This is a genomic window from Corynebacterium callunae DSM 20147, assembly GCF_000344785.1.
GTDB lineage: Bacteria > Actinomycetota > Actinomycetes > Mycobacteriales > Mycobacteriaceae > Corynebacterium > Corynebacterium callunae.
The window spans coordinates 362,871-378,438 of the sequence record NC_020506.1; the positions used below are offsets into that span (position 1 = coordinate 362,871).

12 protein-coding genes are annotated in these 15,568 nt (G+C 49.0%); 11 read left to right on the top strand and 1 reads right to left on the bottom strand.

The genetic code is table 11. The features are described 5' to 3' along the window. Nucleotides 1-48 precede the first annotated feature (48 nt). The 8 genes from H924_RS01645 to H924_RS13580 all read left to right on the top strand — a co-directional run bounded on the left by H924_RS01645 (nt 49) and on the right by H924_RS13580 (nt 10,061). Nucleotides 49-1,347: a UDP-N-acetylglucosamine 1-carboxyvinyltransferase gene (locus H924_RS01645; RefSeq protein WP_015650225.1), complete on the top strand. Its 1,299-nt coding sequence runs from the start codon at nt 49-51 to the stop codon at nt 1,345-1,347. Beyond that, entirely contained in the window at nt 1,344-2,378 is a 1,035-nt protein-coding gene (gene murB, locus H924_RS01650; RefSeq protein ID WP_015650226.1) for a UDP-N-acetylmuramate dehydrogenase, read from the top strand. The genes H924_RS01645 and murB overlap by 4 nt, the downstream gene beginning before the upstream one ends. After that, nucleotides 2,378-3,373, top strand: coding sequence for a glycosyltransferase (locus H924_RS01655; protein ID WP_015650227.1), 996 nt, complete (start codon nt 2,378-2,380; stop codon nt 3,371-3,373). Before murB ends, H924_RS01655 begins: the two co-directional genes overlap by 1 nt. Before the next feature lie 198 nt (nt 3,374-3,571). After that, nucleotides 3,572-4,798: an O-antigen ligase family protein gene (locus tag H924_RS01660; protein WP_015650228.1), complete on the top strand. Its 1,227-nt coding sequence runs from the start codon at nt 3,572-3,574 to the stop codon at nt 4,796-4,798. Nucleotides 4,799-5,342: 544 nt separating this feature from the next. Next, nucleotides 5,343-6,752 (top strand): dihydrolipoyl dehydrogenase, encoded by a 1,410-nt coding sequence (gene lpdA, locus H924_RS01665; RefSeq protein ID WP_015650230.1) that lies wholly within the window; start codon nt 5,343-5,345, stop codon nt 6,750-6,752. Nucleotides 6,753-6,876: 124 nt separating this feature from the next. Then, on the top strand, nt 6,877-7,803 hold the full coding sequence (locus tag H924_RS01670) for a UTP--glucose-1-phosphate uridylyltransferase (RefSeq protein WP_015650231.1): 927 nt from the start codon (nt 6,877-6,879) through the stop codon (nt 7,801-7,803). A 60-nt stretch (nt 7,804-7,863) separates the two neighbouring features. Beyond that, a complete protein-coding gene (gene ybaK / locus H924_RS01675) occupies nt 7,864-8,361 on the top strand; it encodes a Cys-tRNA(Pro) deacylase (RefSeq protein WP_015650232.1) in 498 nt (165 codons plus the stop codon). A gap of 71 nt (nt 8,362-8,432) precedes the next feature. Further along, nucleotides 8,433-10,061: a hypothetical protein gene (locus H924_RS13580; protein WP_015650233.1), complete on the top strand. Its 1,629-nt coding sequence runs from the start codon at nt 8,433-8,435 to the stop codon at nt 10,059-10,061. Between the two features lie 69 nt (nt 10,062-10,130). On the opposite strand, the gene ramB is transcribed toward H924_RS13580, so the two are convergent. After that, nucleotides 10,131-11,555 carry an acetate metabolism transcriptional regulator RamB gene (ramB, locus tag H924_RS01685; protein WP_015650234.1) on the bottom strand — a complete coding sequence of 475 codons (1,425 nt, stop codon included), beginning with the start codon at nt 11,553-11,555 and terminating at the stop codon, nt 10,131-10,133. 422 nt (nt 11,556-11,977) lie between these two features. Between ramB and H924_RS01690 the strand changes: the two genes are divergently transcribed. Genes H924_RS01690 through H924_RS01700 form a run of 3 tightly spaced genes read left to right on the top strand, consistent with a single transcriptional unit; the run spans nt 11,978 to nt 15,532 of the window. After that, nucleotides 11,978-12,751 carry a succinate dehydrogenase cytochrome b subunit gene (locus tag H924_RS01690; RefSeq protein ID WP_015650235.1) on the top strand — a complete coding sequence of 258 codons (774 nt, stop codon included), beginning with the start codon at nt 11,978-11,980 and terminating at the stop codon, nt 12,749-12,751. Between the two features lie 19 nt (nt 12,752-12,770). Continuing rightward, the gene (locus H924_RS01695) at nt 12,771-14,783 is read left to right on the top strand and encodes a fumarate reductase/succinate dehydrogenase flavoprotein subunit (RefSeq protein ID WP_015650236.1); all 2,013 of its coding nucleotides are present in this window, start codon (nt 12,771-12,773) and stop codon (nt 14,781-14,783) included. Next, on the top strand, nt 14,783-15,532 hold the full coding sequence (locus H924_RS01700; protein WP_015650237.1) for a succinate dehydrogenase/fumarate reductase iron-sulfur subunit: 750 nt from the start codon (nt 14,783-14,785) through the stop codon (nt 15,530-15,532). Before H924_RS01695 ends, H924_RS01700 begins: the two co-directional genes overlap by 1 nt. The last annotated feature ends 36 nt before the right edge of the window (nt 15,533-15,568 follow it).

Genomic DNA, 15,568 nt, shown 5'->3' on the forward strand with positions numbered 1-15,568 from the left:
CAGGTTGATCAAGCCATACTAATTGAAATTCAAGACAAAGGAATAAATATGTTTGCACTAATTGAAGGCGGGCAGACGCCACGAGGAACGGTAAAAGTAAGTGGAGCTAAGAACTCTGCGACAAGACTACTTGCTGCCTCGCTCTTGACAGATGAAAATGTATATCTTCAGAATTTCCCTACTAAGTTGGTAGATGTAAACCACAAGGTTAATTTCATCAGGTCCCTTGGTGGAAATATTGAGGTAAATCATAATGGTCAAAGCCTATTGATTAATTCAAAGGATCTTACACCCCGTGACATGACGACGGATGAGCTTGACTTACCTATTAGGACTACTTACCTTCTTGCTGCAGGGCAGCTTCTACGAGATAGGGTGGCTAGGGTGCCTTTTCCGGGCGGATGTGCTATTGGAGGTGGACCTGCGGGAGGACGTGGGTATGATCTTCATATTATGGTATGGGAACAACTTGGCTGCAAGGTTACCGAAAAAGTTGACCATATAGAGGTACTGGCACCAAAAGGTCTGCAAGGTGGAAAAATTGACTTTCCTATCTCAACAGTAGGCGGAACTGAAAATGCGTTAATTTGTGCGGCAATTGCACATGGGGAAACAGAAATTTTCAACGCATATATTACACCCGAGGTGCAAGATCTAATCGATCTCCTTAGGCGAATGGGTGCAGAAATTTCCATTTTCGGCACAAGTCGAATTCACATCAAAGGACGTGCGGGAGTGCTTAATGGCGCTCGAATGGATGTGATGCCTGATCGAATTGAAGCTTTAACCTGGATAGTGTATGGAATTATCTCGGGCGGAAATTTGACAATTGAAAATATTCCATTCAGCTCAATGGAAGTCCCATTAATTCATCTTCAAAAAGCTGGCGTGGATTTGTTTACGAATTCGAATTCAGTACACGTAACACCTCAGTGTCTTCCTTCTGGGGTTGTACAACCTTTTGAACTAGCTTGCGGCACCCACCCTGGAGTGATTTCTGATATGCAAGCACTCTTTGTGCTACTTGGGCTTAAGAGCGCCGGTATTTCAAGGGTTTATGATTACAGGTACCCGGAGCGAATTGCCTTTGTGGAAGAGCTGGCGAAACTAGTTGATGGAAGCCATCTCTGGGCTAAACGGGGTGAAATCAAAATAAGTGGACCAGTCAAATTTAAATCGGGAGTTGCGAATTCGACTGATTTGCGTGGGTCCATGGCAGTAGTTCTTGCAGCTTTATGCGCTGAAGGTACTTCCAGAATTGAAAACGTTCACATGGCTTTACGCGGATACAATAACCTCGATGAAAAATTACGCGGCCTAGGAGTATCAATTGAGGTTCATGAATGAAAGCCTGGCACCTCAAACATGAGGAATGGTCAAATGAATTTAAGGTTCTGATCGAGTCAGAGCTAAATCAGCTATTGGAAGTTCCTGTCCGTCGAGGAGTGAACCTACGCAATGAAACCCGTTGGAAAATTGGTGGCATTGCAGAGTTTTTAATTGAGCCTTCCACAATTGGTGAGATTCAGTCATTGGTGGCGTATTTCAATAAGAATTCTTTACCATTTACTTTCATCGGCGCGACCTCCAACATCTTGTTTGATTCGAGAGGAATTAGCGCTTTCCTTGTAAAAATTGGAGATAGGCTAAATAGTTTTGAGGTTGAAGCGCAGACTGTAACCGCAGGCGCGGGGATTTCAGTGCCATCATTGGTTAGGAGAACCTCTGAACTGGGATTGGCTGGAATCACCCATGCTGCTGGGATACCTGGAACATTGGGTGGGTTAGTCGTGATGAACGGTGGTACCCAGCGAAAAGGTATTGGTGAGAATGTTAATCGGATTTGGGTAGTGGATACAGAAGGTGATCTGACTGTAATTGAAAAGGAAGATCTTCAGTTTTCTTACAGAGACTCGATCTTGAAGGAGAAGGTTCTAGCCGTTGTTACGGTTGAACTTTCCTTGACAAGTGGTGATCGATTGACCCTAATGGCTGAAATTGAGGAAATCCTAAGTGAAAGATCTCAAAAATTTCCACAAGATTTACCGAACTGCGGGTCTACCTTTTTGTCAGATCCTTCAATGTATCAACTAGTTGGCCCTCCTGGGCGAGCTATCGAGGAAGCTGGCTTAAAAGGGCTTCAAAAGGGCGATGCTCAGATCTCTGAATTGCATTCGAACTTCATCGTTAATACAGGGAATGCCACTGATAATGATGTTCTCTGGTTAATTGCAAAAGTTAGAAGAGAAGTCGAAAAAAAGACGGGATATCTGATGAATTGTGAAGTTCTCCATATGGATCAATGGGGAAATCTTAGACCAGCACATGAAGTTGCAGATCAACGTTTCGTGTTATCTCAAGATGAAATAGGAATTTGATGACTAAGGTATCTGTAGTTTCGGGTTTTTATAACCGAAAGGACTTTCTCGAACGAACTATATCTTCAATTCTTAACCAAACATTTGAAGATTTTGAGCTAATTGTTTTCGATGATTGCTCTATGGATGGGACGAAAGATGAATTGGAAAAGCTAAAGGTGCAATTTTCCGATGATCGGTTTTCGTTCGTAATTCATGAAAATAATAAAGGCTTTGTTAAAGGCTTGATTGATGCTATCGAAATTTCCACCGGGGAATTTATTGCAATTCAAGGTTCCGGTGATATTTCATTGCCTGAGAGGCTCCAAAAGCAGGTTGATTTTTTGGAGGACAACCCTGATGTAGGTGCAGTTGGGGGGTGGCTATACAACATCGAAGAGAACGGCAGTGGTCGATCATTGCATGAACCTAAGCCGGGTAAACTGTCTTTTAAAGATTTGGAGAATACTGATCCACCATTTACACATGGTGAGGTTATGTTCCGTCGACGCGATTATGAAGCCGCAGGGAAGTACCGAGAGGGTTTTAAATATGCCCAGGATTATGACTTGTGGTACAGGATTGCTAAGCGTTCGAAATTAGCTGTAATTCCCTCCGTAATATATCATCGATTTACCTTGTTGGATGGGGTTTCATTTGTACCTTCCAAGACTGTGCTACAAAAATGCTATGCAATGGCGGCGAAAAGACTGTCTACGTTACCTGAGGATGAGGAAAAACGAGCTTATCGGCGACTAGTCGTCGAAGGCCCGACTGCTGTTGTGCCGATAGCGGATGCTGAGGTTCAATCATTTATTCCCAAAGCAGCCATTAGACTTTGTGTGTTTGGTAATGCTCAAGAAGCACGTAAAATGTCGAATCAATATATTGTAAATTCTACAACTCGATATTTGACCAACCTGGCCATAATAGTATTATCCACAAGGGTTACTAAGCCAATTGGAATTGCTTTATTTGGAAAATTGATTTCGATAAAGAAAACGTTAAGTAAGTAATCCAGTTTCCCCTCAAGTGTGTTTGGCAGCATTCCCTAAGCTCTTAGCTTTTTTGAGATTACTAAAGGGTAAGTCAGCTGCGGTTAGAGGTATGTTCATAGTTGGTATTGTACTAAAAACCAACTAATGGCCTAAACTTGAGTGATCAAGAGTTCTAAGTTCCGATTGATTTAATTACTACTGTGTTAGGTATTCAAGGTGACTTCGGAGACGTTAATTTTGGGCTTTTTAGTCCTGATTGCTGCTGTGGCTACTATCGTAACTCCTGGTTTTATGGCGGGTCTAATAGTAGGACTTTGGTATGTTTTGCCGGGCATTGCAGGAAATATTGCTGGTTTTAACGTCACTATTGCAGTTCTTTTGATTTGCCTAATTTCAACCCTTTTTAAGGGGGGGGACTTCAAGCAAATAAACTCAATTAGAGTATATTTTCCCTTACTGGGATTTGTGGCCCTCTTGTATATGCTGGAACGTTTTTCGTTTGACTTCTCTGACCAGTTTTCCAAGTTTATGGTAGCGGCAATTGTGGGATTTTTGCTGTGTGGTGTTGGTATTTTTGATCGAAATGTTAAGTCAATGTCGGTTGGATTTATCTTAGGTATTTCAGTATACGGAGTTTTTGAATTAATTCGAGTCGTTAATGGCGGAGAAATCCATGCTCAGGTCAGCGCGTTTGGGGCAAACCCAATTTATGCGGCACATTTTTTGGGTTTGGCAGTTCTTGTCTCTATTGGGCTTTATTTTGCAAATTTTATAGGGCGGTGGACCTTTCTTGTAACACTAGGTTTACTGATCCTATTTCTTATTAGTACTGGTTCTTGGGGGCCGAGTATTGCGTTGGTGGTAGCTGTATTGCTTAAACTTCCTTCTTTACTTGATGATCTCAGGGGGAAGAACAGTCATATCAAATCGAATCTTCTTTTTTGGGGTTTGGTCCTATTGGGCCCAGTCTTATTTATTGCTTATGAAAGTATTGAAGAATCACTTCAAGGTCCTGATGCGCAAGGTAGATTTGCTATTTGGCAACTCTTTTTGGACCATGCATTGTCAAGTCCTGTTTCCGGTATTGGACTTTCTGAAGTGTATCGGATTAGAAATCCGTTAGGTGTTGACAAGTTAGTTTCCCCGCATAATATATTTATCGAAATTTGGGTTGCCTACGGAATATTCCCACTCATAATTTTTGTTGGGGTATTACTTTTCATTTACTCACGAATAAATCAACTTGGTCAAACAATGCTTATTTATATAGTCATTTGTTTCTCGCTTTCAGGTAGCTTGGCGGTTACGTTTAATTTTTGGGTGGGTATCGCTCTAAGTATTTCAGTGGGTGTGTATTCAGGGGTCATTCGCAGGTTGGAGCCTAAGTTAAGTATTCAAGGTGGATGGCACATAACGGGATGTCAGGCTGAGGTTGTTAGGTAGTCTTCCATACTAAATTCTATTTGAGTATTTTCCTTTCCCTCGACAACAGTGACAGTCGGGGAAATATGAGACTTGAGTTTTTTTATGATCTAAAGATAGCGGTATCTTGTTCGTTATCGATTTTTTGATTCAATTGTGTTCTTGAATAATCTCTTAATGCTTTTTACCAGATTATTGATAACGTTTTGAAAAGAATTTACGATATAAACTTTGAAAACTTAGTAGCATATTAACGAAGGCTCTAGTCCATTTAGGGAATTGAGCGGAACGGGAAACCAATGGAATTTCTAGAACCAATCATCTTCTTCATCAACACCATCCTGGGTTACGGATTGCATGCAGGATCCTCTGCAACCAGCAACCTTTCCCACACCATTGGCTTGTTCTAAATCAAAGCCTTTCACGAAAAACACCTGCTTTAAAGCACCAAAAATTGCTTTAAAGCAGGTGTTTTTATCTGTATTGCCCCTTATATAGTGTGGTTCCCTCCATCAAGCCACCCACGTGCACGACAATGCGAGACTAAACACGTATTCTTGAATACGTGACTGAACATTATGACGTTGTTGTACTCGGCGCTGGCCCTGGTGGCTACGTTGCCGCCATCCGCGCAGCCCAGCTAGGCAAGAAGGTTGCCGTTATTGAGAAGCAGTACTGGGGCGGTGTTTGCCTAAATGTTGGCTGCATCCCTTCCAAGTCTCTTATCAAGAACGCTGAGGTTGCCCATACCTTTACCCATGAGAAGAAGACCTTCGGCATTAACGGTGAAGTGACATTTAACTACGAGGATGCTCACAAGCGTTCCCGTGGTGTCTCCGACAAGATCGTCGGTGGCGTTCACTATCTAATGAAGAAGAACAAGATCACCGAAATCAACGGTCTCGGATCCTTTAAGGATGCAAAGACCATTGAAATCACCGAGGGTGCAGATTCCGGTAAGGTTGTTACCTTCGACGACTGCATCATCGCAACCGGATCTATCGTTAACACCCTGCGCGGCGTGGAGTTCTCTGAGAACGTCGTGTCCTTCGAAGAGCAGATCCTTAACCCTGTAGCTCCTAAGAAGATGGCTATCGTCGGTGCCGGTGCAATCGGCATGGAGTTCGCTTACGTTCTTGGCAACTACGGTGTTGACGTAACTGTTATTGAGTTCATGGACCGAGTTCTTCCAAACGAGGACCCTGAAGTCTCTAAGGTTATCGCCAAGGCTTATAAGAAGTTTGGCGTTACCTTGCTCCCAGGTCATGCCACCACTGCTGTGCGTGACAATGGTGATTCCGTTGAGGTTGATTACCAAAAGAAGGGCTCGGACAAGACCGAGACCATTACTGTTGATCGTGTCATGGTTTCTGTGGGCTTCCGTCCTCGCGTTGAGGGCTTCGGTCTAGAAAACACCGGCGTTAAGCTCACCGAGCGTGGCGCAATTGATATTGATGACTTCATGCGCACCAACGTTGATGGCATTTACGCCATCGGCGATGTCACTGCAAAGCTTCAGCTTGCTCACGTTGCTGAGGCACAGGGCATCGTTGCAGCAGAGACCATTGCAGGTGCAGAGACCCAGGCTCTGGGCGATTACATGATGATGCCTCGTGCAACCTTCTGTAACCCTCAGGTCGCTTCCTTCGGTTACACCGAGGAGCAGGCTAAGGAGAAGTGGCCAGATCGTGAGATTAAGGTTGCTTCCTTCCCATTCTCTGCAAACGGTAAGGCTGTTGGGCTTGCTGAAACCGATGGCTTTGCTAAGATCGTCGCTGACGCAGAATTTGGTGAGCTACTTGGTGGCCACCTGGTTGGTGCTAACGCATCCGAGCTCCTTAATGAGCTTGTTTTGGCTCAGAACTGGGACCTCACCACCAATGAGATCGCTCGCAGCGTTCATATTCACCCAACTTTGTCTGAAGCTGTTAAAGAAGCGGCTCACGGCATTGCTGGCCACATGATTAACCTTTAACCCACACATTGGAAAGCCTGGTTGTCTACTGACGACCAGGCTTTTTCATGATTTGTGGTCATACTCACAGCAACTGTTGAATCTTGGCAGGGCAAATCTTAGAAAGTTCGGTAACGTATGGGAAATGAATTTACCGATTAGTGAGCATATCAATGCTGTAAAAACTGTCGTTGTACCCGCGGCAGGAATGGGAACTCGGTTCTTACCAGCTACAAAGACTGTTCCAAAAGAACTTCTTCCTGTTGTTGATACTCCCGGCATTGAGCTAATCGCTAAAGAAGCAGCTGATCTTGGTGCAACCCGCATGGCTATTATTACTGCGCCTAATAAACAGGGCATTCTCAAACACTTTGATAGCTTCCCAGAGCTGGAAGCAACCCTCGAAGCCCGTGGTAAGACTGGCCAGCTGGAAAAGGTCCGTGCTGCCGGCAAACTAATCAATACTGTTCCAGTTGAACAGGATCAGCCTCTCGGGCTGGGTCACGCAGTCGGCCTTGCAGAAGCTGTACTGGATGATGATGAAGACGTTATTGCTGTCATGCTTCCGGATGACCTGGTCCTGCCTTTTGGTGTAACTGAAAGAATGGCTGAGGTTCGCGCAAAGTTCGGTGGTTCAGTGTTGGCTGCTATTGAAGTGGCTGAGGATGAGGTTTCCAATTATGGAATCTTTGAACTCGGCGACATCGATGCTGAATCTGAAAAGGAAGGCATTCGTCGCGTTGTGGGAATGGTGGAAAAGCCAGCTCTTGCTGATGCACCATCTCATTTGGCTGCTACGGGCCGTTACTTGCTGGACCGTGCAATCTTTGACGCACTTCGTCGTATCGCGCCAGGTGCTGGCGGAGAATTGCAGCTTACCGATGCAATCGCACTGCTTATTTCTGAGGGGCATCCAGTTCACATTGTGATTCATGAGGGTAAGCGTCATGACCTCGGAAATCCTGCAGGTTATATCCCGGCAGTTTTGTACTTTGGCTTGCGCCATGAGGAGTACGGCCCGCACATCCTGCGTGCTGCAAAAGAGATTCTGGCAGAGTTTGAAGCGGAATAGCAGAAAACGCTCTGACCTAATGGTCAGAGCGTTTTTCTTATGCGCCTAAAATGATATCTTATGGCTAAGAAAGTCGATAATAGTGCAGCTACCCCCGCTTTGATCAAACTCACGGAAATGGGGATTTCCTATGGTTTGGATATCCATGACGTGGACCCAAAATCGGCAAAAGGGTTTGCTCTAGATTCTGCTGAAACCATGGGGGTGGATCCTGATCAGGTGTTTAAAACCTTAATGGCAGAGGTTGATGGTGAGCATGTCGTCGCTATTGTGCCTGCGAGTAGTACTTTGAATCTCAAACAGCTGGCGCGCGCCGCCGAAGGCAAGCATGCTGTCATGATGGATCGCAGCCGGGCGCAGGTGGTTACCGGTTATGTACCTGGTGGCATTTCTCCCATTGGTCAAAAACACCTCCATCGAGTGTTTTTGGATGAGTCGGCAATCTTGCAGGAACAGATTTATGTCAGTGCGGGGCGCCGGGGCTGGTCATTAATTATGAAACCCGATGACGTAATAGCCGCTACGGGCGGACAGTACGCCGACATTGCCGATCACTAGGCGGGGGAGGTGCGTCGAAAAGCATCTTTAATAAGCATGTCAAAACACTGATAACTTGATATGTTTACCTGATGAATGATAGAGGATCTGCTCCTGCAAATGAGGTAGATGAGCGGCAAGTGGAAACGCCGTCAGCGAATTGGCTGGCAAATAAGAAGGTGTGGATTGCTGCACTCAGTGCAGTGCTGATCCTCGTGCTTATTCTTGGTTTAATTCTGATTCCGCGTGGCTCAGATGATCAAGAAGCAATGCCTGAGTCTAATTCTGTAGAGAAGTCTGAGGGGGATACGAGTGTAGTTCTCGATTCAGACGGCGATGGAATCCTAGATGTCGTAGAGGTGGCCGGGTGGAAAACTGAGGCGGGTGCCACCTATGCCACGGATCCAAAACTTGCAGATACTGATGGCGATGGCTTGAACGATAGCGAAGAAGCTGGTGCCGAGGTTTCTGAAGGCGTGTACAAGGGTGTTGCTAATCCTCTCAAGTCAGATTCCGATGATGATGGGCTTGATGATAAGACTGAGCTTGCCGGCGGCATGACCCTGGATGGTCGAGCTTTCACGCTGGATCCTCAAAGGGCCGACACTGATGCCGATCAGCTTTCTGATCTTGACGAAGTTGATTACGGCACTCATCCGAATTTGGCAGATACTGATGGCGATGGGCTAGATGATTTTTATGAACTCTATGTAATCGGCACTGATGCACTTTCCCTAGACACTGATGGTGATTCCTATGATGACGCATTTGAGGATGCAAACCGTGCATCCAGAGAGCTAGATCCGCAGTTTCCAGATGTCCAAGTTACCAAGACAGAGTGGGCTACGGATGTTGCTCAAGGTGTGTTGTTTGGCGACTTGATGGAAAAAGATACGGTTCCATTTTTTATTGGCATGTTATCTGTGGGCGCTCTTGGCTTTATTCCGATTATAGGAGGGGGGCTATCTTCGGTAGCAGATATTCGTGATGCCATTGCTGCGTTGGTGAAGCAGGATTATGTTACCTGTGGAATTGCCCTTGTTGGGATAATTCCATTTGCTGGAGATGCAGTGGCACTTGGTAAAAAAGTAGAGAAGTTCATCGCGAGAGCTCCTCATCTAGCGCCCCAAGTGGCTGGTGTTATTTCTCGGGCTCCTAAATTTACGGACGATACCAAAGAATTCCTTCTTAAAAAGGTGTGGGGACAGAGCTGGGATCACTTGATCTCCGAAGGTTCAACCAAAGCTTCTTTAATAAGGCTCAGCAACGATGGCCGAACAAATATCACTTTTCTCAGCAAGATAATTAAGGAACGTCCGGGTCATAAAAAAGGGCGTTCAGTTAGCCCTATGAAGGATGGAAGAGATGGCGAAGAATGGTTAAAGAAGAATATCCAAACTAAGAGCGGGGCGGTCTCTTCCCAAAAAGTCCTTAAAACCGATGGATGTGTGCAGGTTTGTAACTCCTCGAATCGCCGTTTTGATGTTTTTGCAGATGGCATCGCACATGAATCAAAGGTGGGGTACACCACTCTGACTGAAAGCATTAAGAAGCAAATTGAATCTGATGCGTATTTGATGAAGACAGGCCAAATCGACGGCGCTCAGTGGCACTTTTTCCCAAGTGAAATCGCACAGTCAGGTCGCTTGGGTCCTAGTGAGCCTTTACTTGATCTTCTTGATCAGCACGGGATAAAGTACACTATTCACCTTCCCAAATAAGCAACTGAAAAGGCCGAACCCCGCGCACTGGTGCAGTGGCGGGGGAGAGGAGCGTCGACAAGCACGCTTTTAATAAGGCGCGATTGTTGATTCGTGGGCGTCGATGTTAATGCGTCCATGCACCGAGGGGAAGGCGCGCTGCGCGCAGTTCTCGCGGGTGCACACGCGGCAACCGGAACCGATCGGAGTGGCGGTGGAAAGATCCTGCAGGTTGAAGCCTCGCGAATAGACGGTTCGATCCGCGTGGCGGGCCTCGCAGCCAAGGCCGATGGCGAACATCTTATCCACCTCACCATAACGGGCCTCGTGGTGTCGTACAGTGCGCGAAATCCACAGGTAGTTACGCCCATCGGGCATCTGCGCGAATTGGCGCAGTACTTGGCCGGGGTTGGTGAAGGTTTCAAAAACATTCCATAGCGGGCAGGTTCCGCCGTAGTGGGTGAAGTGGAAACCGGTGGCGGATTGGCGCTTGGACATATTGCCGGCGCGATCAACTCGCACAAAGGTAAAGGGGATGCCGCGCAGGTTGGGGCGCTGCAGGGTGGACAGGCGGTGCGCGGTGGTCTCATATCCCACGCCAAAGAGCTGTCCGAGGAATTCAATGTCATAGCCGGACTTCTCGGCTTCATTGTGGAAAATCTTATAAGGCAGCATGACGGCTGCGGCAAAGTAGGAAGCCACACCGCGGATCGCTAGGGTGCGGGCTTCGGGGGTGGACCAGATGCCATCGTCCACAATGCCTTCAATGAGGTCATTGGCTTCCAGGTAACCCAGCTCGGTGGCCATGCGGAAAGCTTTTTGACCAGGGCTGAGGCGGGCATGGATAGTTAGTAGCCGGGTTTCGGGATTGAAGTGGTGCAGGGTGCCGGTTTCCTCTTTGGAGGTTTCGATGGTGACATCGTGATCCAGCTGCAGCCGGCGGGTGATTGAATCTTCCATGGCACGCGCATCATAAGGCTGCCAACCTAGCTGTGCGGCAATGGCTTCCGCACGGCGATCGAGGGCATCAAAGTAATTCTGGCGCGCATAAATAAAATCTCGCACTTCCTCATGCGGCATGCTCACGGCTTCCGCGATGGGGCGACGTTCCTCTGGAGTGCTATTGCGGTTATCCACCGCGATGGAGAGTTTGTCACGCACATTGCGATAACGCTGGTGCATTTCCACCATGGCGCGCGCTAACTGTGGATGGTTATAGACCATCTCCGAAAGCTCTTGGAGCTCCACATTTGCCGGATTAATCTCACGATCCAGCATGACATCTTGGACCTCGGCGAGCAGCCGGGAATCATCATCGCGAGAAAAGAAAGTGGCGTCAACGCCGAAGGCCTCAGTGATACGCAGTAGAACTGGCACCGTTAGTGGACGTACATCATGTTCGATCTGATTGACATAACTGGCAGACAGGCCCAGCGTTGCCGCCAGCGATGCTTGGCTGAGGTCTCTTTCCCGGCGCAACTGGCGCAACCGGGACCCCACATAAGTCTTTCCCATGGCACGACTATAGCGTGATCGGCATCACCTTAACCACTCTTGGCAATATGGTGTTGCAAACTTGTGGATTTCTGGGGGCTTGCAGCCCCTAAAAAGGCGCTTTTCGACGCACCCCAGGTGGGCGTCGAAAAGCGGGGTTTGGTCTTTTAATCTTTTGGTTGATACCAAACGGGGTTAAAAACCTCCCCCGTAGCTAATCCTGTGAGCAAGCTCACTTGTTCGTGGAAATGTTGAAAAAACCTCTAGTTTTCGCAGGTAGATTAACTTCAATTAAATGAGCGTCAAATGACAGTGAAGTAAGGCTTGCCTAAAACAGGTGTCTAAGTGTGGGGAAACGCACCTTTAGGCATGGTGGGGGAGTGCGCTTTGACTAGTGGACGCGTGCCGCTCGGAAGTAGAGTGACTACGACACTGGAGGTGCCATGACTGTTAGAAATCCCGACCGTGAGGCAATCCGTCACGGAAAAATTACGACGGAGGCGCTGCGTGAGCGTCCCGCATTCCCGACCTGGGCAATGAAGCTGACCATGGCCATTACTGGCCTAATCTTCGGTGGCTTCGTTCTTGTTCACATGATCGGAAACCTGAAAATTTTCATGCCGGATTACGCAGCCGATTCTGCGCATCCGGGTGAACCACAAGTAGACGTCTACGGCGAATTCCTGCGCGAGATCGGTGCTCCGATCTTCCCACATGAATCCGTTCTCTGGATCCTACGAATTGTGCTGCTCGTTGCACTCGTTCTGCACATCTACTGTGCATTCGCTCTGCACGGCCGCTCAAGCCAATCCCGCGGCAAGTTCCGCCGTACCAACCTGGTTGGTGGCTTCAACTCCTTCGCAACCCGCTCCATGCTGGTTACTGGAATTGTGCTGCTTGCCTTCATTATCTTCCACATTCTCGACCTGACTGTCGGCGTTGCACCAGCAGCTTCCCAGGCATTCGAGCATGGCGAAGTTTATGCAAACATGGTTGCTTCCTTTAGCCGCTGGCCGGTCGCAATCTGGTACATCATTGCCAACCTAGTTCTCTTTGTCCACCTGTCTCACGGCATCTGGCTCGCTGTGTCTGACCTCGGCATCACTGGCCGCCGCTGGAGGGCAATCCTGCTCGCAGTTGCGTACATCGTTCCTGCCCTCGTTCTGATCGGCAACATCACGATCCCATTCGTCATCGCAGTCGGCTGGATTAGCTAGGTAAAGGTAGGAATATTTAATGAGCATTATCTCTGAAACCACCCCACGCCCAGAATTTAAGCACCCGGTTTCCATCCTCCCAGAGGTTTCCGCCGGCACCGTTCTGGACTCTGCTGAGCCTGCAGGCGTTCCCACCAAGGACATGTGGGAATACCAAAAAGACCACATGAACCTGGTCTCCCCACTTAACCGTCGCAAGTTCCGCGTCCTCATCGTTGGTACCGGTCTTTCCGGTGGCGCTGCAGCTGCAGCCCTCGGTGAACTCGGCTACGACGTTAAGTCCTTCACTTACCACGACGCTCCTCGTCGTGCGCACTCTATTGCTGCACAGGGTGGCGTTAACTCCGCCCGTGGCAAGAAGGTTGATAACGACGGCGCATACCGGCACGTTAAAGACACCGTTAAGGGTGGCGACTACCGCTGCCGCGAGTCTGACTGTTGGCGTCTAGCCGTCGAGTCCGTTCGCGTTATCGACCACATGAACGCCATCGGCGCTCCATTTGCTCGTGAATACGGCGGAACCTTGGCAACCCGTTCCTTCGGTGGTGTGCAGGTGTCCCGTACTTACTACACCCGTGGACAAACCGGACAGCAGCTACAGCTTTCCACCGCTTCCGCGCTACAGCGCCAGATCCACCTTGGCTCCGTAGAGATCTTCACCCACAACGAAATGGTTGATGTCATCATCACCGAACGTGATGGACAGAAGCGCTGTGAAGGCCTGGTTATGCGTAACCTCATCACCGGTGAGCTCACCGCTCACACCGGACACGCAGTTGTCCTGGCAACCGGTGGTTACGGCAACGTCTACCACATGTCCACCCTGGCGAAGAACTCCAATGCATCCGCAATCATGCGTGCATATGAAGCTGGCGCATACTTTGCATCCCCATCCTTCATTCAGTTCCACCCAACTGGCCTGCCTGTGAACTCCACCTGGCAGTCCAAGACCATTTTGATGTCTGAGTCGCTCCGTAACGACGGCCGCATCTGGTCACCTAAGGCTCCAAACGATGATCGCGATCCAAACAGCATCCCTGAGGACGAGCGCGATTACTTCCTGGAGCGCCGCTACCCAGCGTTCGGCAACTTGGTTCCACGCGATGTGGCATCCCGTGCGATCTCTCAGCAGATTAACGCCGGCCTTGGTGTCGGCCCGCTGCACAACGCCGCTTACCTGGACTTCCGCGACGCTACCGAGCGCCTCGGCCAGGACACCATCCGCGAGCGTTACTCCAACCTCTTCACCATGTACGAAGAGGCAATTGGTGAAGATCCATACGCCACCCCAATGCGTATTGCTCCTACCTGCCACTTCACCATGGGTGGCCTGTGGACCGACTTCAATGAAATGACCTCCATCCCAGGTCTTTTCTGCGCCGGTGAAGCATCTTGGACCTACCACGGTGCAAACCGTCTGGGTGCAAACTCCCTGCTTTCCGCTTCTGTTGATGGCTGGTTCACCCTGCCATTCACCATCCCTAACTACCTCGGCCCATTGCTGGGTACTGAGGTTCTGGCAGAGGATGCTCCAGAGGCAGTTGCAGCAATCGAGCGTGCTCAGGCTCGTATTGATCGCTTGATGAACATCAAGGGCGACAACCCACACGGACCTGATTACTACCACCGCCAGCTCGGCGATATCTTGTACTTCTCCTGTGGCGTTTCCCGAAATGTCGAGGACCTTCAGGATGGCATCGACAAGATCCGTGCCCTCCGCGAGGACTTCTGGAAGAACATGCGCATCACCGGTAGCCCAAATGAGATGAACCAGGTTCTCGAGTACGCAGCACGCGTTGCTGACTACATTGACCTTGGCGAGCTCATGTGTGTCGACGCCCTCGACCGCGACGAGTCCTGTGGTGCACACTTCCGTGACGATCACCTCTCCGAAGACGGCGAAGCTAAACGTGACGACGAGAACTGGTGCTTCGTCTCCGCATGGGAGCCAGGCGAGAACGGTACCTTCATCCGCCACGCTGAGCCACTGTTCTTCGAGTCCATCCCGCTGCAGACAAGGAACTACAAGTAATGAAACTGACACTTGAGATCTGGCGTCAGGCAGGCCCTACTGCGGAAGGCAAGTTCGAGACCGTACAGGTTAACGACGCCGTTCCACAGATGTCCATCCTGGAACTGCTTGACCACGTAAACAACAAGTTCATCGAAGAAAACAAAGAGCCTTTCGCCTTTGCTTCTGACTGCCGCGAAGGTATTTGCGGTACTTGTGGTCTCCTCGTAAACGGCCGTCCTCACGGTGCCGACCAGAACAAGCCTGCCTGTGCGCAGCGTCTGGTCAGCTACAACGATGGCGACACCCTGAAGATCGAGCCACTTCGTTCCGCAGCCTACCCGGTTATCAAGGACATGGTTGTTGACCGTTCCGCTCTGGACCGCGTCATGGAGCAGGGTGGCTACGTCACCATCAACGCTGGTACCGCACCAGACGCTGATACCCTGCACGTCAACCACCAAACCGCTGAGCTTGCACTCGATCACGCAGCCTGCATTGGCTGTGGCGCTTGTGTTGCAGCTTGCCCTAACGGTGCAGCTCACCTCTTCACCGGTGCAAAGCTCGTTCACCTCTCCCTTCTCCCACTGGGTAAGGAAGAGCGCGGACTTCGTGCCCGTAAGATGGTCGACGAGATGGAAACCAACTTCGGTCACTGCTCCCTTTACGGTGAGTGTGCCGATGTTTGCCCTGCAGGCATCCCCCTGACCGCTGTGGCAGCTGTCACTAAGGAACGTGCGCGTGCAGCTATCCGTGGTAAAGACGACTAGTCTAAAATCTAAGTAATTTTTCCACAGGCTAAGCAT

Coding starts and splice junctions, on each gene's coding strand:
- H924_RS13580 (WP_015650233.1), top strand. CDS start 8,433: ATGAATGATAGAGGATCTGCTCCTGCAAATGAGGTAGATGAGCGGCAA.
- H924_RS01700 (WP_015650237.1), top strand. CDS start 14,783: ATGAAACTGACACTTGAGATCTGGCGTCAGGCAGGCCCTACTGCGGAA.
- ramB (WP_015650234.1), bottom strand. CDS start 11,555: ATGGGAAAGACTTATGTGGGGTCCCGGTTGCGCCAGTTGCGCCGGGAA.
- H924_RS01645 (WP_015650225.1), top strand. CDS start 49: ATGTTTGCACTAATTGAAGGCGGGCAGACGCCACGAGGAACGGTAAAA.
- H924_RS01655 (WP_015650227.1), top strand. CDS start 2,378: ATGACTAAGGTATCTGTAGTTTCGGGTTTTTATAACCGAAAGGACTTT.
- ybaK (WP_015650232.1), top strand. CDS start 7,864: ATGGCTAAGAAAGTCGATAATAGTGCAGCTACCCCCGCTTTGATCAAA.
- H924_RS01695 (WP_015650236.1), top strand. CDS start 12,771: ATGAGCATTATCTCTGAAACCACCCCACGCCCAGAATTTAAGCACCCG.
- murB (WP_015650226.1), top strand. CDS start 1,344: ATGAAAGCCTGGCACCTCAAACATGAGGAATGGTCAAATGAATTTAAG.
- H924_RS01670 (WP_015650231.1), top strand. CDS start 6,877: ATGAATTTACCGATTAGTGAGCATATCAATGCTGTAAAAACTGTCGTT.
- H924_RS01690 (WP_015650235.1), top strand. CDS start 11,978: ATGACTGTTAGAAATCCCGACCGTGAGGCAATCCGTCACGGAAAAATT.